The 19,246-nt window shown below is 59.9% G+C and carries 12 protein-coding genes, 1 tRNA gene and 2 rRNA genes (1 of these 15 cut by a window edge); 12 read left to right on the forward strand and 3 right to left on the reverse strand.

Features of this window, described 5'->3' with window-relative positions; all coding sequences use genetic code 11:
* The 3 genes from AMC88_RS00330 to AMC88_RS00340 all read left to right on the forward strand — a co-directional run.
* A 23S ribosomal RNA gene (locus AMC88_RS00330) occupies positions 1-2,110 on the forward strand; it begins 769 nt to the left of the window's first position.
* Positions 2,111-2,296: 186 nt separating this feature from the next.
* Positions 2,297-2,411 (forward strand): 5S ribosomal RNA (rrf, locus tag AMC88_RS00335).
* A 103-nt stretch (positions 2,412-2,514) separates the two neighbouring features.
* A tRNA-Met gene (locus tag AMC88_RS00340) sits at positions 2,515-2,591 on the forward strand.
* Between the two features lie 222 nt (positions 2,592-2,813).
* Here AMC88_RS00340 and AMC88_RS00345 read toward each other — a convergent pair.
* A complete protein-coding gene (locus AMC88_RS00345) occupies positions 2,814-6,224 on the reverse strand; it encodes a DEAD/DEAH box helicase (protein WP_064829845.1) in 3,411 nt (1,136 codons plus the stop codon).
* A gap of 463 nt (positions 6,225-6,687) precedes the next feature.
* Here AMC88_RS00345 and AMC88_RS00350 point away from each other — a divergent pair, with 463 nt between their 5' ends.
* The gene (locus AMC88_RS00350; protein WP_064824629.1) at positions 6,688-7,470 is read left to right on the forward strand and encodes a helix-turn-helix transcriptional regulator; all 783 of its coding nucleotides are present in this window, start codon (positions 6,688-6,690) and stop codon (positions 7,468-7,470) included.
* Positions 7,471-7,573: 103 nt separating this feature from the next.
* Here the strand turns inward: AMC88_RS00350 and AMC88_RS00355 are convergent, their stop codons facing one another.
* Positions 7,574-7,894 (reverse strand): hypothetical protein, encoded by a 321-nt coding sequence (locus AMC88_RS00355; RefSeq protein ID WP_064824630.1) that lies wholly within the window; start codon positions 7,892-7,894, stop codon positions 7,574-7,576.
* Positions 7,895-8,278: 384 nt separating this feature from the next.
* Here AMC88_RS00355 and AMC88_RS00360 point away from each other — a divergent pair, with 384 nt between their 5' ends.
* Genes AMC88_RS00360 through AMC88_RS00380 form a run of 5 tightly spaced genes read left to right on the forward strand, consistent with a single transcriptional unit; the run spans position 8,279 to position 13,685 of the window.
* Positions 8,279-9,301 carry a UDP-glucuronic acid decarboxylase family protein gene (locus tag AMC88_RS00360; RefSeq protein WP_064829846.1) on the forward strand — a complete coding sequence of 341 codons (1,023 nt, stop codon included), beginning with the start codon at positions 8,279-8,281 and terminating at the stop codon, positions 9,299-9,301.
* Between the two features lies 1 nt (position 9,302).
* Positions 9,303-10,286 (forward strand): UDP-glucose 4-epimerase GalE, encoded by a 984-nt coding sequence (galE, locus tag AMC88_RS00365; RefSeq protein ID WP_064824632.1) that lies wholly within the window; start codon positions 9,303-9,305, stop codon positions 10,284-10,286.
* Positions 10,283-12,154 (forward strand): glycosyltransferase family 2 protein, encoded by a 1,872-nt coding sequence (locus AMC88_RS00370; RefSeq protein WP_064824633.1) that lies wholly within the window; start codon positions 10,283-10,285, stop codon positions 12,152-12,154. Before galE ends, AMC88_RS00370 begins: the two co-directional genes overlap by 4 nt.
* Positions 12,155-12,188: 34 nt before the next feature.
* Positions 12,189-12,710: a DUF995 domain-containing protein gene (locus AMC88_RS00375; RefSeq protein WP_064824634.1), complete on the forward strand. Its 522-nt coding sequence runs from the start codon at positions 12,189-12,191 to the stop codon at positions 12,708-12,710.
* 3 nt (positions 12,711-12,713) lie between these two features.
* On the forward strand, positions 12,714-13,685 hold the full coding sequence (locus AMC88_RS00380) for a glycoside hydrolase family 26 protein (protein WP_064824635.1): 972 nt from the start codon (positions 12,714-12,716) through the stop codon (positions 13,683-13,685).
* Positions 13,686-13,903: 218 nt separating this feature from the next.
* On the opposite strand, the gene AMC88_RS00385 is transcribed toward AMC88_RS00380, so the two are convergent.
* Positions 13,904-15,190, reverse strand: coding sequence for an ABC transporter substrate-binding protein (locus AMC88_RS00385; protein ID WP_064824636.1), 1,287 nt, complete (start codon positions 15,188-15,190; stop codon positions 13,904-13,906).
* A gap of 144 nt (positions 15,191-15,334) precedes the next feature.
* On the opposite strand from AMC88_RS00385, the gene AMC88_RS00390 reads away from it, so the two are divergent.
* From AMC88_RS00390 to AMC88_RS00400, 3 genes are read left to right on the forward strand one after another with little or no spacing between them, the layout of a single operon-like run.
* Positions 15,335-16,366 carry a LacI family DNA-binding transcriptional regulator gene (locus AMC88_RS00390; RefSeq protein ID WP_064824637.1) on the forward strand — a complete coding sequence of 344 codons (1,032 nt, stop codon included), beginning with the start codon at positions 15,335-15,337 and terminating at the stop codon, positions 16,364-16,366.
* A gap of 4 nt (positions 16,367-16,370) precedes the next feature.
* The gene (locus AMC88_RS00395) at positions 16,371-18,227 is read left to right on the forward strand and encodes a DUF2264 domain-containing protein (RefSeq protein ID WP_064824638.1); all 1,857 of its coding nucleotides are present in this window, start codon (positions 16,371-16,373) and stop codon (positions 18,225-18,227) included.
* Entirely contained in the window at positions 18,224-19,234 is a 1,011-nt protein-coding gene (locus tag AMC88_RS00400) for a hydroxyacid dehydrogenase (RefSeq protein ID WP_012482143.1), read from the forward strand. Before AMC88_RS00395 ends, AMC88_RS00400 begins: the two co-directional genes overlap by 4 nt.
* The last annotated feature ends 12 nt before the right edge of the window (positions 19,235-19,246 follow it).

The following is a 19,246-nucleotide window of genomic DNA, read 5'->3' on the forward strand; positions in this document are numbered from 1 at the left end:
TATAGTTTGTTGCATTAGACCCGAAACCGAGTGATCTAGCCATGAGCAGGTTGAAGGTTGGGTAACACCAACTGGAGGACCGAACCCGCATCTGTTGCAATAGATTGGGATGACTTGTGGCTAGGGGTGAAAGGCCAATCAAACTCGGAAATAGCTGGTTCTCCGCGAAATCTATTTAGGTAGAGCGTCGAGCGAATACCCCCGGGGGTAGAGCACTGGATGGGCTATGGGGACTCACCGTCTTACTGATCCTAACCAAACTCCGAATACCGGGGAGTACTACTCGGCAGACACACGGCGGGTGCTAACGTCCGTCGTGAAAAGGGCAACAACCCTAACCTCCAGCTAAGGTCCCCAAGTCATGGCTAAGTGGGAAAGGATGTGAGGATCCCAAAACAACCAGGATGTTGGCTTAGAAGCAGCCATCATTTAAAGAAAGCGTAACAGCTCACTGGTCTAAATAAGGGTCTTTGCGCCGAAAATGTAACGGGGCTGAAGCCATGCACCGAAGCTGAGGATGTGTAGCAATACACGTGGTAGCGGAGCGTTCCGTAAGCTGATGAAGGGAGACCCGTGAGGGCTCCTGGAGGTATCGGAAGTGCGAATGTTGACATGAGTAACGATAAAGAGGGTGAGAGACCCTCTCGCCGAAAGACCAAGGGTTCCTGCTTAAAGTTAATCTGAGCAGGGTTAGCCGGCCCCTAAGACGAGGCGGACACGCGTAGTCGATGGGAACCACGTTAATATTCGTGGGCCTGGTGGTAGTGACGGATTGCACAAGTTGTTCTGGTTTATTGGATTATCAGGGCAGCGGAGCGGTTCCAGGAAATAGCTCCACCGTATAGACCGTACCCGAAACCGACACAGGTGGTCAGGTAGAGTATACCAAGGCGCTTGAGAGAACTATGTTGAAGGAACTCGGCAAATTGCACGCGTAACTTCGGAAGAAGCGTGACCCCATTTTAGGCAACTATGATGGGGTGGCACAGACCAGGGGGTAGCGACTGTTTATCAAAAACACAGGGCTCTGCGAAGTCGCAAGACGACGTATAGGGTCTGACGCCTGCCCGGTGCTGGAAGGTTAAGAGGAGAGGTGCAAGCTTTGAATCGAAGCCCCAGTAAACGGCGGCCGTAACTATAACGGTCCTAAGGTAGCGAAATTCCTTGTCGGGTAAGTTCCGACCTGCACGAATGGCGTAACGACTTCCCCGCTGTCTCCAACATAGACTCAGTGAAATTGAATTCCCCGTGAAGATGCGGGGTTCCTGCGGTCAGACGGAAAGACCCCGTGCACCTTTACTATAGCTTTACACTGGCATTCGTGTCGGCATGTGTAGGATAGGTGGTAGGCTTTGAAGCGGGGACGCCAGTTTCCGTGGAGCCATCCTTGAAATACCACCCTTATCGTCATGGATGTCTAACCGCGGCCCGTCATCCGGGTCCGGGACAGTGTATGGTGGGTAGTTTGACTGGGGCGGTCGCCTCCGAAAGAGTAACGGAGGCGCGCGATGGTGGGCTCAGACCGGTCGGAAATCGGTCGTCGAGTGCAATGGCATAAGCCCGCCTGACTGCGAGACTGACAAGTCGAGCAGAGACGAAAGTCGGTCATAGTGATCCGGTGGTCCCGCGTGGAAGGGCCATCGCTCAACGGATAAAAGGTACGCCGGGGATAACAGGCTGATGACCCCCAAGAGTCCATATCGACGGGGTTGTTTGGCACCTCGATGTCGGCTCATCGCATCCTGGGGCTGGAGCAGGTCCCAAGGGTTTGGCTGTTCGCCAATTAAAGCGGTACGTGAGCTGGGTTCAGAACGTCGTGAGACAGTTCGGTCCCTATCTGCCGTGGGTGTAGGAATATTGACAGGATCTGTCCCTAGTACGAGAGGACCGGGATGGACATATCTCTGGTGGACCTGTTGTCCTGCCAAGGGCATAGCAGGGTAGCTATATATGGACGGGATAACCGCTGAAGGCATCTAAGCGGGAAACCCACCTGAAAACGAGTGTTCCCTATCAGAGCCGTGGAAGACGACCACGTTGATAGGCCGGGTGTGGAAGTGCGGCAACGCATGAAGCTTACCGGTACTAATAGCTCGATCGGCTTGATCGTTCTCATTGACTGTGCTCATCTCAGGGCGAATGCAAAGCATTCGTCCCGACAGAGCAAAGGCGTCAGCCTTTGCGACGGGCCCGGCAAACACGCTAGTGTTTGTCCGGTTTGAGCCTTTGACGTGTTTAGACAAGCAGGCCTTCGGCCTGCGCCAGCTTCTCAAATCAATAAGTTGCGCTTTGCCGACCTGGTGGTTATGGCGGGGTGGCTGCACCCGTTCCCTTTCCGAACACGGCCGTGAAACGCCCCTGCGCCCATGGTACTTCGTCTTAAGACGCGGGAGAGTAGGTCGCTGCCAGGTCTGCAAAGCGCAACTGCTTGAAATACAATCTTCTCATCGCAAAACTAACGGCAAACGCCGAAACAAAAGGCCGCATAAAGCGGCCTTTCGTGTTACAATATCCCGCGGGGTGGAGCAGCCCGGTAGCTCGTCAGGCTCATAACCTGAAGGCCGCAGGTTCAAATCCTGCCCCCGCAACCAATCTTTCCCTTCCCATATCTCCGAAAATACAGACAGCAGTTATCGCGGGCGCGAAGACTTCATCTTCGCTGGCGACGGTAGCTCCTCGTCCTGCGGACCATAACCTGAAGGGTGAGCGTAGCGAACGGGGCAAATCCTGCCCCCGCAACCAAATCTCAATATCCGCCCAAAGCCCGCCCAACGCGGGCTTTTTTGATTCCAAAAACACGGCAAAATGAGCACTCAGTCCCAAAGGACCGGGTTCGGATCTCTGGCGTCCAGTGCATTCCGTGCCAGGAATTCCGCGGTCCGGACCGTCTCCAGCGCGCTCGCTGCCTCCCTGAAATATGGCAAAGTTTGCCACAGCGCACGATCGCCGACGATGTAGAAGCGGCGCTTGGCGCGCGTGAGCGCCACGTTCAAGAGGTTTGGCTTGGAGGCGGCCCAGCCGGCCGCGCCGCGATGATCGGCATCGGTGCCGAGCACCATGAAAACAATGTCCTCTTCCTTGCCTTGGAACGTATGCACGGTGCCTATCCGATCCTGAAGCCACTTCTGCAGTTTCGGCGGAGAGGCGCCCGTATATCCGTCCTGGTCGATCCATCGCGCCTGGGCGAGAGCCCGTCTCAGACTGTTCTTCACTTCCTTGAAGGGCGAGATGATATAGAGGTCCGGCAACGCGCCGGACCGGCGGTAGGTCGCGGTGAGGAGATCGACGATGAAGTCCGTCTGCTCCGCAACGGCCTGTTTGCCCGACACCTTGCCCTTGACGTCGATCCAGGCGCTGTCGCCATAGAAGGGCGGCGCGTCACCGGCCGGCCGGCGCTCTGCCAGCCCGAAGATCATCTTGTTCTGGTAAGCGATCTGGTTGGCAAGGCTGAACATCGGATCGATACAGCGTCGATGCACTCTGAGGGGGCTGCCGATCCAGAGCCCATCTGCTTCCTCCTCCTGAAGCGTTGTTCCGTAGCGATTGGCGGCATCGGCCAGCATCTGCACCGACACCCTGTTCGGCGAATATTGGCCTTGCGCCGTGTGGGGCGAGAGAGCCGAAGCGGCGCCGATCAGCGCGCTTGGAAGGGTAAAGACCGGTTCGATCTGCTGGGGGTCGCCGATGACCATGACGCGGCGCGCCCGCAACAAGGCCCCGACGGCCGCCTGCGGCACGGCCTGGCCGGCTTCATCGATGAAGACCCAGCCGATCGAGCCGGCGTCGAGCCCGCGGAACTGCCGGGCGAAGGAGGCGAATGTCGTCGAGACGACGGGAACGACCATGAAGAGGCTTTGCCAGATCGATGCGATGTGTTTGTCATCGACGGGATTGTTGTTGGAAAGCAGCTTGCTGATGGCAACGATATTTCCACCGAAACCTCCTCCCTTCCGGCCGACCTCAGCCAGCCACGCTTCATGCAGCGTCAACGCTGCTTCGAACAATGCCGAACGCAGAGCCGCCAGCTCGTCGCCATGCCAGAGGCCGTCGATCTGCACCTGATCACTGTCGAGGTCTGTGAGATGTTCCGGTGCGGCCGGCTGATCGAGAATTTCTCCCAGCCGCGCGAGTTCTTCTGTCTTCGCAATCCAGATTTTCCGTCGTGACCGCAGTGCCCGTTCGGCTTGGTCATGCCCCCGTAAAGCGCGTTCCAGCGCAGGTTTCTCCGCCTTCGCAAGCCGATGTTCGCATTCTGCCAGCGCCTTGCGCAGGTCCAGTTGCTTGCGCGCATTGGCGACGACGTCTTGCCGATGCTGTCGGGCGGGGTTGGTCGCAAGCATTCTCCTCCATCGCGCCGGAGCGCTGCGGTCGAGCAACTGTTCCCCCTCCTTCAAGGAAGACAAGCTGTCCTTGATCCGGCCCATCTCGGCCACGACCGCGTCGCACCGGTTCTGCGCATGGCGAAGTTCGTCAGCGGCGGCGGCTAGCTTCTCAAGCGTTTCGCGGCAGAATGTATCCTGCGTAACCAGCGCGATTTCATCACGGAGATCGGCATAGCGCGCATATTGACCGATCTTGTCGTGAACCACGTCGTCGGCAGCATGAAAGGCGGCCGATGCTTCGGCGAAGGTCGGCCCCTCATAGCTCTTCAGCCATTCCCAGATGGTCTGCGGCTTCTGGGCGCCCGACCAGCCGGGTTTCGGCCTGTCGGGAATTTCCATGAAGGCGAAACGCTCCTTGAACGCCCTGCGATTCCTGGAATTGCCGAGCGCACAGGCGATCAATCCCCAAGGGCGATCGCCGTCGGAGAGTTTGATCACGCCCCCATTGTCCTTCTGGCAGGCGATTTTATGCGCGACCGTCTGCAGATAGTGGAAGGACGACGTTTTCGAAATCGAACTCTGCTTGGGAAGGTCGCGCGAGATGTTCTCGACGGCGGCATTGTTGGAGGAAGCGACGATCATTTCGAATCCGGCGAGCGCCGGGATCAGCACCGATATCGATGCTGTGCTGCGGTCGGCAAAAGTGATGCGGCGCGGCGCACCGTCAAAAGCATCGCGTGCCGTCTCGAGACGAGCCAAGATCCGGGCGCGCCGTACGATATTATCCGCGAACATGTCGCGCAGCAGGGTGGTCTTTCCGGTGCCAGGCGGACCGTTGACCGAGAACAGTCCGGTTTCCGACCGGTCGCCGATGGCCGAATTGATCGCGAACTGCTGCATGAGGCTCATTGCGAGGTGAGGATCGCTCAGCCAGCGTCCGCGGTTGAGATTGGCGGGATGCAGGGCCCGAACGATTGCGGCGCGCCCATCCTGGGAATAGAGGTCGATGCGCTTTTCACGGGCCAGCGGGGTGAGATATCGCCTGAGCGGCTCCGGGACATTGCCCTGCTTGACGCAGATCATCGCCCGTTCGATGTCCTCGACGAAGAAGCTGTTCAGGATGCCGATGTCTTCTTCAACGTCTGCACTGTCGTCTTCCTCGTCGTCGGCATTGGAGGCATGGTCCTCCTGTTGCGGCTGTAGGGAGATGAGACCGGGTCTCTCCGCTTTGTCGCGGTAGCGTATCTCGACGGCGGCAATCGGCTTTTCCTGATGTGAGACAAAACCCGCCCAATCGCAGAGCAATTCGTGCAGTGCCAGGATTTCGGCGGCATCGACGGGCTGATCGGTGCTGGCCTCGAAGCATGAAGATGTCAGCTGTCGCTGCGCCCGAAAGTTTTGAAGCAATTCCGCCAGCTGCCGTTTGCTGTCGGCAAATGCCTCATGGCTGAGTGAGGCGAGCCCGGATTTCTGCACGCGGCCGAGAGCCCATGGAAGCGTCGAAACCGCAAAGGTTTCGAATATCGGCTGTCCCAGGGGAGTGAGCTGCAGGCTGGCAAAGCAGGTATCGCCATCGAGATCGCTACGTTCGGCATCCTCGTATTGAGCAATATCAGCCGCAACGCGGTCGAAATGCCTGCGGACATCGGCAATTTCGGATTTGCTGAAAACGCCGAGGAACAAGGTAAAGCCGGTAATCTGCTTCTCCTCGGGTATGACAGGGCGGCTGAGTGCAGCGCCATCCTGCAACAGCGTTTTTGCATGCAGCCAGAAAACGGTCCGCCCTTCCGCTGGGACGAGGCGACTGGAGAGATCGTAAGGGATGAAAAACTCGATCTTGTGCCAGAAATCGAGAACGGCCAGAAGCCGTTCCCGTTCCGCTCTGTCTGCATCGATCTGCATGACGTCTCGCTGAGGAGTTACGAAGTGGCTCGCGCCTCTTTTAGCAACGATTGCAGCTCAAAATCAAAGAGCATTCGGCATTCGGCCGACGCTTCCGCCAGTTGGCGCCGGGGTCGACAACAACTTGCGAGGGTTTGTCCGCCTTCATACTCGTTGTGTAAAGATGATATAAATATTACAATTTGTACTGAAACATTACATTCCTCTGATTATCTATAGTGGGAGCAAATATAACCCTGCAGTATCTGGTCTAACAAAATACAACCGAAGAGCAGTAACGTATCGTTTTTCGCTCCCGAAAACTAATCACTTTGGGCCATTTCCTTCCTTCTCAATCCGTATTAACATAATTAAGAAATGTCTAAAGAAGGCGGCGGTGACATCATAGGGGCGGCATTTCATACTATCTTATACCCGCCATCGCTTCACGTTTGAGTAAAGTGTAACGCTAGGGGAGGCGTATATGTTCATGACAGGCTCAGGAATGGAGAATACCGACCAGGCAAGAAAGTCTAGCCCTTCCGGAGATACTATTGTTGTAGTTGCCAAGGCGGATCTTTTTTCAGAATGCATGGTAGAAGCGCTGGCAAAGAAATTCCCGAATTGCGACGTGCCAAGCATATCAAACACGAATCCGATGCTGGAAAAGGATACCAGCGATCTGAAGCTCGTTTTATTCTATCACATACCCCAGCCTGAGCTTCAGGAGGCATTGAAGGCGGTACGGGAAAATCACCCGGAAGCCTCGATCGGACTTGTCGTCGAGGCCATCGACATGCTGGAACCCTATGTCAGCCGTTTAGTGGAGGCAAGGATCATCGACGGTGTCCTGCCGCTCAACCTTCGGCTTGATGTCTTCATGGCCGCGGTGGATCTGCTGATGAAGGGCGGGGAGCATTTTCCTTCGGCGCTTCTTAATCGTCTCGCCAACAAGAGCGCCCAGCTGGAGCCGTCACTCTATCAGACGAAGTCGGTCGATGTTGCGCGCAACAATGCGCTCAAGCTGAGACGCGACAGCATCTCCGCTTTGACGACCCGCGAGGTTCAGATCCTCGATCTCATCTGCAAGGGGACGCAGAACAAGATCATCGCCGACAAGCTGCATCTTTCCGAAAACACCGTGAAGGTTCATGTGCGCAACATCTATAAGAAGATGAACGTCCGAAACCGCACGGAAGCTGCGTCCCGCTTCTTCAATGAACATCCCGCCGGCGATGACGAGATGTCCAGCCGCTGGCGCAATTGATCGACAGCGCAGCGCCTCTGCTCAGACGCGCAAGGGACGGTGCAGCACGTTGAGCCGCGGGATAATCTTATCCTTGCACCGGAGCCGATTCCAAGGATTTGCTTCAGATCGATGGACGCGCAAAGCAGCGCGACTTCTGTCCGAAGCCGCTCGGAGAGCAGATATACGGGGCTGACCCGTGATAGGCGACGACGCGCGCAGATGCCGCGGCCGGCCGCACGGCCCGGTTTTCCGGGTAGGCGTATGCCTTCGACACGCGTGGCGCCTCGACGACGACATTCTTCTTCGCGACGGCGACTATGTCGTCGTCAACGACCGCACAGGCTGTCGGTCCGACCGCAAGAAGCGTCGTTCCCCAAGTAAACATCGCAAAATGAAATAGACGCCAGCCTTTCGGCCGCGCTGCAGCTTGTTTTTTCGACATGGCCAAACCCCTCGCATATGGCGCTTCCGGATGCAAGACCGGTCGGACAGTTCCGCGCGGCCAGCCTTATTTCTCTTGTATCCGTTCTTTATTGAGCAAAGCTTGAGTGATGTATGGATTCCCGTTGTACGTGAAAAAATATAGAAAATGATTAATCATTTGTTACTCACAAGAACAAATGCGTAGTTATTTTGGATTGATGTTGTTTTTAAAGTTGACCACGCTAACAATCGTCCTATCATTAAAATAGTAATTCGGTTATCCTAAGAATAACTACAAAGTTATTCAAGTTAAGATACTCGGGGAGACGAATATCTAACTGGATAATTATGGCAGTCGGCGCCTGAATAAATCAAAAGACTAAAACATGGGAAGGAGTTTGTAATGCGTAGTTTCGTTCCCGGCGCAGGCTATTCTGAAGTAGAAGGCGTGCCGGTGCTCAAGAATCTGAGCATCGCTCTTGTCAATGGCGGGGCCGGTTTTCTTGGCTCGCATCTCTGCGAAAGGCTTCTGCTACGCGGCCACAGCGTCATATGCCTCGATAATTTTTCGACCGGCCGCCGGGTGAATGTCGAGCATCTCCAATCGAACCCCCGCTTCCGGATCATCGAGCACGATGTCCGTCAGCCCTTCGATATCGCCGCGTCGCTCATCTTCAATTTTGCCTCCCCCGCCTCTCCGCCCGATTATCAGCGGGATCCGGTGGGCACCTTGCTCACCAATGTGCTTGGTGCCGTCAACACCCTGGACTGTACGCGAAAGACCGGCGCGATCGTCGTTCAATCGTCGACGTCGGAGGTTTATGGCGATCCGAACCAGAGCCCGCAGCGTGAAACCTATTGCGGGAATGTCAACCCGATCGGGCCGCGCGCCTGTTACGACGAAGGCAAGCGCAGCGCCGAAACCCTGTTCTTCGACTACCACAGGACCTACGGCGTCGACATCAAAGTCGGCCGCATTTTCAACACCTATGGACCGCGCATGCGTCTGGATGACGGCCGGGTGGTCTCCAATTTCATCGTGCAGGCGCTGCGCAACGCCGACCTGACGATCTACGGCGACGGCCAGCAGACCCGCTCTTTCTGCTATGTCGACGACCTGGTCGAAGGTTTCCTGCGTTTCTCGGCAGCCGGCAGCGCATGCCACGGCCCGATCAATCTCGGCAATCCGGGCGAATTCACCGTCCGGCGCCTGGCGGAAATCATCCGCGATCTCACGAATTCGCGTTCCCGCATCGTTCATCTGCCTGCTGTCGTCGACGATCCGCGCCAGCGGCGGCCGGATATTACCCGGGCCATGACCGAGCTGGGATGGCAGCCTCAAATCGCGCTCGAAGCCGGCCTGGCGCGCACCGTCGAATATTTCGACGGCCTGCTTGCCCGGACAGAGAGGGCGGAGGCCGTATGAGATGCCCCGCTACATCCTCGTCACCGGTGGTGCCGGTTTCATAGGCAGTCATATCTGCAAAGCGCTGTCGCGCGCCGGGATGACCCCGGTGACCTACGACAACCTGTCGACCGGACATGCCGACAGCGTCCGTTGGGGCCCGCTCATCCGGGGCGAGCTCGGCGATGCGGTCGCGCTGCGCCGGACGATGGCCGAATTTTCGCCCGATTGCGTTATCCATTGCGGCGCCAACGCCTATGTCGGCGAATCCGTCGAGATGCCGAGGAAATATTACCGCAACAACGTCGTCGGCAGCCTGACGCTGCTCGAAGCCTGCCTCGATCAGGATATCGACCGGATCGTCTTTTCGAGCACTTGCGCCACCTATGGCGTTCCCGCCTCGTTGCCGATACGTGAAGAAACCCCGCAGCAGCCGGTCAATCCCTATGGCCGCACCAAGCTGATCTTCGAGATGGCGCTCGAGGATTTTGCCGCGGCCTATGGCATCCGCTTCGCCGCGTTGCGTTATTTCAACGCCGCCGGCGCCGATCCGGATGGCGAGCTTGCCGAGCGTCACGAGCCTGAAACCCATCTCATTCCTCGCGCCCTTCTCGCCGCCGCCGGCAGGCTGGAGCGGCTCGATATCTTCGGCACCGATTATTCGACTGCGGATGGAACCTGCGTTCGCGACTATATCCATGTCAGCGATCTCGCGCAGGCGCATTTGGCCGCCGTCAATCACCTGATGGCAGGCGGCGGCTCGCTCAGCGTCAATCTCGGTTCCGGCCGGGGCACCTCGGTGCGCGAGATCCTTGCAGCCATCCATCGCACGACCGGCCGTGAAGTGCCGGTCCGCTATCGCTCCCGCCGTGCCGGCGACCCGCCGATCCTTTTTGCCAACACGGCAAGGGCGAAGGCGGAACTCGGTTTCGCGCCGACGCTCTCGGATATCGATACGATCATCCGCACCGCCGGTCCCACCTTCGGGCTGCAGGTGACGGCATGAGCGACGCTTCGCACATCGGCTATGGCCTCGCGCCGGCGAAAGCCGCCACCGGCACGCAAGCATTCGATCCTGTTTTCACCGGCCGCAAACGCGCCGCCTATGGTTTCGGCATCCTCTGCTGGCTGGCCGCACTCGGGTTCTTCTGGATCTGGTGGTGCCAGTCCGCCCACATCATCTCCTGGACGGCCTTCGTGCTCATCACCGCCGTTCTCGCCTGGATCACGCTCGTCCCGGCCTATTTCATTCTGATCTTCCTCGATGCCAGGACGATCAGTTCGCGCGTGCGGCCGCCGGAAGGGCGAGTGGCGATGGTCGTCACCAAGGCGCCGTCCGAGCCCTTTGCCGTCGTCCGCGCCACGCTGCAGGCGATGCTCGATCAGATCGGCGCCGAGTTCGACGTCTGGCTGGCCGACGAGGATCCTTCCGAGGAAACCAGACGCTGGTGCGCCGAGCACGGCGTACTGATCTCCACCCGAAAGGGCGTGGCGGAATATCACCGCACGACCTGGCCGCGCCGGACCCGGTGCAAGGAAGGCAATCTTGCCTATTTCTACGACCATTTCGGCTATGCGCGTTACGACTTCGTCGCCCAGTTCGACGCCGATCATGTACCGGCGCCGACTTATCTGCGGGAAGTCCTGCGCCCCTTTGCCGATCCCGACGTCGGTTATGTCTCCGCGCCCAGCATCTGTGATGCGAATGCGGCAGCAAGCTGGGCGGCGCGGGGAAGGCTCTATGCGGAGGCAAGTCTGCACGGTTCGCTGCAGATCGGGTACAACAATGGCTGGGCGCCGCTTTGCATCGGCTCCCACTATGCGGTTCGCACGTCAGCGCTTCGTGAGATCGGTGGCCTCGGCCCCGAACTTGCCGAAGATCACTCGACGACGCTGATGATGAATGCCGGCGGCTGGCGCGGCGTCCATGCCGTCGATGCGATCGCCCACGGCGACGGTCCGGCGAACTTCGTTGATCTCGCCGTCCAGGAATTTCAATGGTCGCGCAGCCTCGTCACCATCCTGCTGCAGCATTCCCGTCGCTACCTCACCCATCTGCCCTGGCGGCTGAAATTCCAGTTCGTGTTTTCGCAACTGTGGTATCCGCTTTTTTCCGCCTTCATGGCCGTGATGTTCCTGCTGCCGGTTGCCGCTTTGCTGACCGGCCATGTCTTCGTCAACGTAACCTATCCGGATTTCCTGCTGCATTTCGCGCCGATTTCGATCGTGCTGACGCTGTTTGCCTTCTTCTGGCGGGCGACGGCAACCTTCAGGCCGCACGATGCGAAACTGTTCGGCTGGGAGGGACTTGCCTTCATCTTCCTGCGCTGGCCCTGGTCGCTCGCCGGCAGCTTGGCGGCTGTTCGCGACCATGTCTCCAGCTCTTTCGTCGACTTTCGCATCACGCCGAAGGGCAGGCAGCAACAGCAATCGCTGCCGCTGCGCGTCGTTGCGCCCTATATCGGCCTCGCCGGCCTTTGCGCCGTCGCCATGGTGTTCGCCACCGACGTCGCCGCCGCCCAGGGCTTTTATATTTTCGCCGCGATGAATCTCTCGATCTATCTGTTGCTGACGGTGCTGATCGTCCTTCGCCACGCAATCGAGAACGGTCTGCCGCTGCTGCCGCAGTCACGCGGCCTGTGGCTGGCGACGGCGACGGGGCTTGCGATCTGCATCACCGGCGGCACGCAGGTCGGCGGCCATGGTCTGCGCAGTCTCGAGGCTCTTTCTCACGGTCAGTCGTTCATCAGCTTCAGCCAATCGCAATTTGCCGTAGCCGGGGCCGGTCTCGGTGGCGGCAAAACCCGGATCGTGAAGTTCCGCCTCAGGTGGAATGGGTTCGGGCGCACGGGCCGGGACGAACAAGGTGTTTGAGCCGGGGAAACCGGCCAGTGTCGAGGAGGATGTCATGCGGATCGGATCGAGACTATATGGGGCGGCCCTTGCTCTCAGCCTGTGCCTGCCATTGGCGGCGCAGGCTGCCGAGATCGCCAAGAAGGATGAGCCGACGCCGCTCAGCGCCTATGAGCTCTATCGGATCTATGGCGACAGGACCTGGACCTGGGACACCGGCGGCGGGCGCTTCATCGAGGATGGGCGGCGGTTTGTCGCCTGGGTGAACGACAAGGGCAAACAGTCCTTCGCCGAAGGCAAATGGGTCGTTGACGATCTCGGTCAGCTCTGCATGCGCGCCACCTGGACGAATGCCGAGGGTGCCGCGCGCGCCAGCACCTGTTTCGGTCACCGCAAGATCGGCAACACGATCTATCAACGGCGCCAACCGAACGGCAACTGGTACGTCTTTCGTCATTCATCGGTGCATCAGGATGACGAATTCCGCAAGCTTGTTGCGGCGGATACGGTCAGCGCCAAGGCACACGATCTGAAGCAGCTCCTGTTGGACCAGGAACTTGCCCGAAAAGGAGGGTGAGCCATGAAGAAGCTAAAGAAAAACCACCTCTCGACCGCCGCGATCGCGCTGCTGCTAGTGTGCCTCGCGGATCTGCCGGGCCGAAGCGAGGTGCAATATGCCGGCATTGCCCCAAATCAGGCATCCAGTATGCGAGAGATCATCGACAAGCGTCCGGTGGTTCATGCCGACGGCATCAAGTTCGGCGCCTATGACCCGCATGGGGATTTCGGCGCCCAGACGAATGTGACGACCGAAGCCCTGTTCCTGCCATGGGAAGACGTTGATCTGGAGACGCTGCGTGTCGCCGATGCCTATGCGCAGGCCAGAGGCCGCAATCTGCTGATAACCGTCGAGCCGTGGTCCTGGGACGTCGACTGGCGGCTGACCTCCGATCAGCTTCGCCGCAAGGTGCTGCGGGGCGATTACGACGTCAACATGCGGGCAATCGCGCAGATGATCTCTCAGCTGAAGAGTCCCGTCATCCTTCGTTGGGGCCAGGAGATGGAGGACAAGTCGGGCCGCTTTTCATGGTCCGGCTGGAATCCGGCCGATTACATCGCAGCCTACAAGCGGATGATGGATATCGTTCGCGACGAGGCGCCCGCCACCGAACTCATGTGGTCGCCGAAGGGGGAGCCTGGCCTTGATGCCTATTATCCCGGCGATGATTACGTCGATCTCGTCGGTCTCTCGGTTTTCGGGCTCCAGCGCTATGACGAGCTTGCCTATAAGAAACATCGGACCTTTTCGGAGGCGTTGAAGCAGGGCTATGATCTTGTCGTCGGCTATGGAAAGCCCATCTGGGTCGCCGAGCTCGGCTACGAAGGCGGCGACGCCTATATGAGACCCTGGATCGAAACCGCGACACTGAAACAAAGCGCCTTCCCGAACCTTCGGGAGGTGGTCTATTTCAATGACCGCGACGTGCACGCCTGGCCCTTCAATCTCGGCCGGCCGGACTGGCGCGTGGTCGAAAGCCTGGCAGCCAACTGAAAGCATCTGAAGCGCCAATCCTTAAGATCGCACTGCGCTTCAATCAGGAGAACAGAAAGGCCCGCCGGGGTTTTGCGGGCCTCTCCTTCCAGAGCATGATGCCGAAAAGTGTGAACGGTTTTCGGACGACATCATGCTCTAACCCTTTAATTGAGAACAGGATTCAGATTTTAGGCCAACCAGGCCCGAAATCATCCTGTTCTGGGGCAGGCGATCGATCATCCCTTGATCGTCGCTTTACCTTCTTCGATGAGCCGGGCCGCCGCTTCGGCCGGCGAGGTCCGTTCGAAGGCGAGTTCGTCGCAGATCGGCCGCAGCACGCGCTGGTCGAACTGGGTCGCACCCATCGGCACTGGCGGCGGATATTCGCCGACCTGATCCTTGAGAAGATTGACGTATTTGACCGTTTCCTGCTCGGTCGGGTTCAGCTGCGGCAGAATGGCTTCCCGCACGGTCGGCGACATCGGCACGCCGCGCTCGACGCCGAGAATCTTGCCGGCCTCAATGTCGTTGACGAAGAAGTCGATAAATTTCGCCGCCGCTTCGCCGTTCTTCGTCGTGGCGCCGACACTCCAGATCAGCGCCGGGCGATAGTAGTGGCCCGAAGGCCCACCTTTCTTTTCGCGGGGCAGCATGGTGATGCCGAGCTTGTTCTTGATGATCAGCTGGTAGCCGATCATCTGGTTGGAATAGGCCATGCCGATGACCGACTTGCCGAGGCCAAGCGCATTGGTGTCGATGGTGTTTTGATCGAGCGTCTGGACGTCGGCAGCAACCGTGCCCCCCGCCTTGCGCAGCTTCTCCCAGTAATCGAACCATTCCGTGGCATCGTCGGCCGTGAAACCGAGCCCGACACCTTCCCTCGCAAAGAGGCTCTTGCCGCGCTGGCGCAGCCAGGCGTCGAACACGTAGGCGTAGCGGGCCGCATAGGGGCCTCCGCTCTTGCCGGAGGACTTGGCGAGTTCGACGGCGAGCTTGGCATATTCATCCCAGGTGAGATCAGGCGTCGGCAGCGGAATGCCTGCCTTTTCGAATTCGACCGTGTCGAAGAACATTGAGAAGGAGTTGAGGCCGAGGCCGACACCATAAAGTTTGCCGTCGATGGTGGTCAGTTTCAGCATGTCGGCGCCGAAGGACTGAACCTTCAATGCCGAAGGAACGAACTCGTCAAGCGGCATACAGGCGCCTCGCTTGGAATAGTCGGAGATCGTTCCCGGCTCGAGCTGGAAGACGTCGGCGATCGAGCGGCCGGCCATCTGCGTGGCGAGCTTCGTCCAATAGCCGTCGCCCGAGAGCGATTCACCGACGATCGTGACGCCGGGCGTCTTCGACTGGTAGAGTTTGGCGACGTCGAGCGTGCGCTTGGCGCGGTCATTGGACCCCCACCACATGGCGCGCAGCGACGTGTCCGCGGCAAAAGCCGGAATGGCGCTTCCCGCGCCGAAGGCCAGGCCGGCGGCAGCACCGGCTGAACCCATCAGGAATGAACGGCGGTTGACCTGCATGATATCCTCCTTTTCCCCATCTGCCCGCTGCCATCCTCCAACGGCGTCTGTCGGGCATTTCGCAAACAGACTACGCAAAAAAATAATTATTGCAAGAAGGAACGATAGTCTTGCAAATTTGCGTAATTTGCATAAGCTTTGCCCATGAACGATCAGAAAATCAGACGGCCGCGTCAGGCCGATATAGCCTCACTGGCCGGCGTTTCCGTCTCCACGGTGTCGCGCGTGCTCGCCAACGAGCCCGGCATCAGCGAAACCGTCCGTCGCCAGATCCTGAAGGTCGCCGCCGAGCACGGTTACCCGGTCAAGCCTGCGACCGAGGCCGTTGCCGGCGGATTGGCGCTGATCGCCAGTGACGGCGTCACGGGCGGCCTTAGCGTCTTTTACGAGGCGATCGTCGAGGGCCTGCGCGCCGGAGCCGCCGAAGCAGGCATGCCGTTCGAAGTCCGGATGGTCCGGGAGGATCGCATCACGCCGGACGCCGCGCGCGAGTACATGCAGGCCGCAGCGGCCGAAGGTCTCTTTCTCGTCGGCATCGATCCGAACGAGATGCTGCGCGACTGGCTGCAGGACACCATGGTGCCGACCGTGCTTGTCAATGGCATCGACCCCGGAATGCGTTTCGATGGGGTTTCGCCGGCTAATTTCTTCGGCGCCTACCAGGCGACCGGCCGGCTGACAAAGGCCGGCCATCGCCGCATCCTGCATTTGAGCGGCTCTCATCGCCAGACGATCCGTGAGCGTATCCGCGGTTTCGAGGCGGCGATTGCCGCTGTGCCTGGCGCCGAGGGTCGTTTCGTATCCATGACGCTGCAGGGAAGCGCCAGCCGCGAGGCCCATGAGCGCACGGCGGCGATCCTCGCCGAGGATGCCGGCTTCACCGCCGCCTTCTGCATGAACGATTTCATCGCCGTCGGCGTGCTCGAGGCCGTCACCGAAGCCGGTCTGCGGGTGCCGGAGGATTTTGCGATCGTCGGCTTCGATGATCTTCCCTGTGCGCTGATGACCAATCCGCAGCTTTCCACCATGCGCGTCGACCGCGCCGCCCTCGGGCGCGAGGCCGTCTCGCTGATGCTGTCCCGTTTCCGCGACGGGACGGCGCCGGCGCGCCACATCTGCCAGGCTGTCATTCCCGTTGCGGGAGGGACCGTTGTGAACGTCGAACCCCGTGAGTGATCCGATGACCTATGATCCCGCCAGCGCCAATCCGCTCGCCGGCAATCCGCTGGAAAGCCGCGCCGATATGAGCCGCGCCCTGCTTGATCTCTTCGATCCGCTGCTTGCCTGTTTTTCGAAAGGCAATGCCCGTGTCAGGCTGAGCGGTGCCGCCGCCCATTTCGACCGGGCGGCCGCTGATCTCGAAGGTTTCGCCCGCCCGCTCTGGGGATTGGCGCCGCTCGGCGCCGGCGGCGGCGACTTCGCCCATTGGCATCGTTTTGCCGAAGGCCTCGCAAACGGCACCGATCCCGCCCATCCCGAATATTGGGGAACGGTCAATGGCCGAGATCAGCGGATGGTCGAGCTTGCCGCTCTCGGTTTTGCCTTGGCGCTGGTGCCGGAAAAGATCTGGGAGCCGCTCGATGGGCGCGCCCGCAGCAATGTCATCGCCTATCTCAAGCACGCCAGACAGTTCGACTATGCCGACAACAATTGGAAATTCTTCCGGATTTTCGTCGACATCGCCCTCGATCGCCTCGGTGCCGATTTCGACCGCAGCCTGACGCGGCAATATCTGGAAGAGCTCGAAGGCTTTTATATCGGCGATGGCTGGTATCGTGACGGAAACGTGCGCCGCATCGACCACTACATCCCCTTCGCCATGCATTTTTACGGGCTGATCTATTCGAAACTCGTCGACGACGATTACGCCAGGCGCTACCGCGAACGGGCGATCCTTTTCGCCCGGGATTTCCGCCACTGGTTTGCCACCGATGGCGCGACGATCCCCTTCGGCCGCAGTCTGACCTACCGTTTTGCCTGTGCCGGCTTCTGGTCGGCGCTCGCCTTCGCCGATGTCGAGGCGCTGCCTTGGGGCGAGGTCAAGCATCTCTGCCTGCAGCATCTGCGCTGGTGGAGGGACAAGCCGATCGCCGACCGCGACGGCGTGCTGTCGATCGGTTTCGGCTATCCGAACCTCTTGATGTCGGAGAGCTATAATTCCGCCGGCTCGCCCTATTGGGCGTTCAAGGCCTTCCTGCCGCTGGCGATCGCCGAGGATCATCCCTTCTGGACCACTGAGGAAAAGGCGCCGGAGCAGACGCCAGCAGTCGTCCCGCAGCGCCATCCCGGCATGGTGATCATGCGGGCGGGCGGCGATGTCGTCGCACTGTCATCAGGCCAGGAAAACCTGCAGATGCGCTTCGGCACGGAAAAATACGCGAAATTTGCCTATTCCACCCGCTACGGCTTCAGCGTCGAATCCGATGAGCGCGGCTTTGCGCTCGCCGCTTTCGATTCGATGCTGGCGTTCAGCGAAGACGGCCTGCACTACCGCGTGCGTGAGACGAATGAGGAAGCCAAGCTCGCGGGTGATGTGCTGTACGCGAAATGGTCACCTTTCCCTGATGTCAGCGTCGAAAGCTGGCTGGCGCCCGCGGCCCCCTGGCATATCCGCCTCCACCGGATCAGGGCGGCCCGGCCGCTGAGGGTCGCCGAAGGCGGCTTTGCCATCGCCCGCCGGGATTTCGAACTGGACACGCTGTCGGCGTCGGATGGGGCTGCCTATGCGATCGGCGAAGCCGATTTCAGCGGCATTCTCGACTTGGGTTCGTCGGTCGAACGCGTCGGGCTGGCGCAGAAGGCCCAGCCCAACACCAATGTGATCGTCGCCAAGACCATCGTGCCGCAGCTGCGCGGCCAGATTCGGGCCGGCGAGACCATCTTGATGACGGCGGTGCTGGCGCTCGACGATCCCGCCGCCGTCGCGTCCGCCTGGACGCGGCCGCCGAAAGCGCCCGATATTGCGGCGCTGGAGGCGCTGGTGCGGGAAAAGGGCGTGACCGTCAGCGCCGTCGAAGCGCCGGGTCAGATGCCATGAACCGTCCGGCCATCGTCCTTGCCATGGAGCCGTCGCGCACGGAGCATGTCCTGCCCGATGCGATCCTGCGCCGGCTCGATACGATCGGCCGCCTGCTGGATCCCGAGCCGCTGCAGCGCCTCGACGACGCACGCGCAAGACGACTGCTTTCCGAAGCCGAAATCCTGATCACCGGTTGGGGCGCAGCCTATGTCGGGCCGGAGATTGCCGCTGTCGCGCCGCGGCTACGCCTCATCGTCCATGCGGCGGGCACGGTGAAGGGCATCATCGACGAGGCCATCTTCGACGCCGGCATAACAGTCAGCCATTCGGCCGAGGCCAATGCCGTGCCGGTCGCCGAATTCACCCTTGCCGCGATCCTCTTCGCCGGCAAGCGCGCCTTCCGGTTCCGCGACCTCTACGTCGCCGACCGCAACCGCGATCGCACCTATCCGATGCAGCGCGAGGCGATCGGCAACTATGGCCGCACCCTCGGCATTATCGGCGCCTCGCGCATCGGCCGGCGGGTGATCGAGCTGTTGAAACCCTTCGAATACAGGCTGCTGCTGTTCGATCCCATGGTCGATGCCGCCGAGGCAGCCGGGCTGGGAGCTGAAAAGGTCGAGCTCGACGAGTTGATGCGGCGCGCCGACATCGTTTCCCTGCACGCGCCGTCGCTGCCGTCGACGCAGCATATGATCGATGCATCAAGACTATCGCTGCTGAAGGACGGCGCGACGCTTATCAACACCGCGCGTGGCATCCTCATCGATGAGGCGGCCCTGCTTTCCGAGCTGAAAACCGGCCGCATCGACGCCGTCATCGATGTCACCGATCCGGAAATTCCGGAGGCGGGCTCGCTCTTCTACGATCTGCCGAATGTTTTCCTGACACCGCACATCGCCGGCGCCATCGGCCTGGAACGGGCGCGTCTCGGCGCGATGGCGGCCGATGAGGTCGAGCGTTTTACGACCGGCCGGCCATTGCTCTACCAGATCCGCCGCCAGGATCTCGAAAACATCGCCTGACGCATCCCGTCC

The organism is Rhizobium phaseoli (genome assembly GCF_001664385.1).
Taxonomy (GTDB): domain Bacteria; phylum Pseudomonadota; class Alphaproteobacteria; order Rhizobiales; family Rhizobiaceae; genus Rhizobium; species Rhizobium phaseoli.

Coding starts and splice junctions, on each gene's coding strand:
- AMC88_RS00345 (WP_064829845.1), bottom strand. CDS start 6,224: ATGCAGATCGATGCAGACAGAGCGGAACGGGAACGGCTTCTGGCCGTT.
- AMC88_RS00350 (WP_064824629.1), top strand. CDS start 6,688: ATGTTCATGACAGGCTCAGGAATGGAGAATACCGACCAGGCAAGAAAG.
- AMC88_RS00355 (WP_064824630.1), bottom strand. CDS start 7,894: ATGTCGAAAAAACAAGCTGCAGCGCGGCCGAAAGGCTGGCGTCTATTT.
- AMC88_RS00360 (WP_064829846.1), top strand. CDS start 8,279: ATGCGTAGTTTCGTTCCCGGCGCAGGCTATTCTGAAGTAGAAGGCGTG.
- galE (WP_064824632.1), top strand. CDS start 9,303: ATGCCCCGCTACATCCTCGTCACCGGTGGTGCCGGTTTCATAGGCAGT.
- AMC88_RS00370 (WP_064824633.1), top strand. CDS start 10,283: ATGAGCGACGCTTCGCACATCGGCTATGGCCTCGCGCCGGCGAAAGCC.
- AMC88_RS00375 (WP_064824634.1), top strand. CDS start 12,189: ATGCGGATCGGATCGAGACTATATGGGGCGGCCCTTGCTCTCAGCCTG.
- AMC88_RS00380 (WP_064824635.1), top strand. CDS start 12,714: ATGAAGAAGCTAAAGAAAAACCACCTCTCGACCGCCGCGATCGCGCTG.
- AMC88_RS00385 (WP_064824636.1), bottom strand. CDS start 15,190: ATGCAGGTCAACCGCCGTTCATTCCTGATGGGTTCAGCCGGTGCTGCC.
- AMC88_RS00390 (WP_064824637.1), top strand. CDS start 15,335: ATGAACGATCAGAAAATCAGACGGCCGCGTCAGGCCGATATAGCCTCA.
- AMC88_RS00395 (WP_064824638.1), top strand. CDS start 16,371: ATGACCTATGATCCCGCCAGCGCCAATCCGCTCGCCGGCAATCCGCTG.
- AMC88_RS00400 (WP_012482143.1), top strand. CDS start 18,224: ATGAACCGTCCGGCCATCGTCCTTGCCATGGAGCCGTCGCGCACGGAG.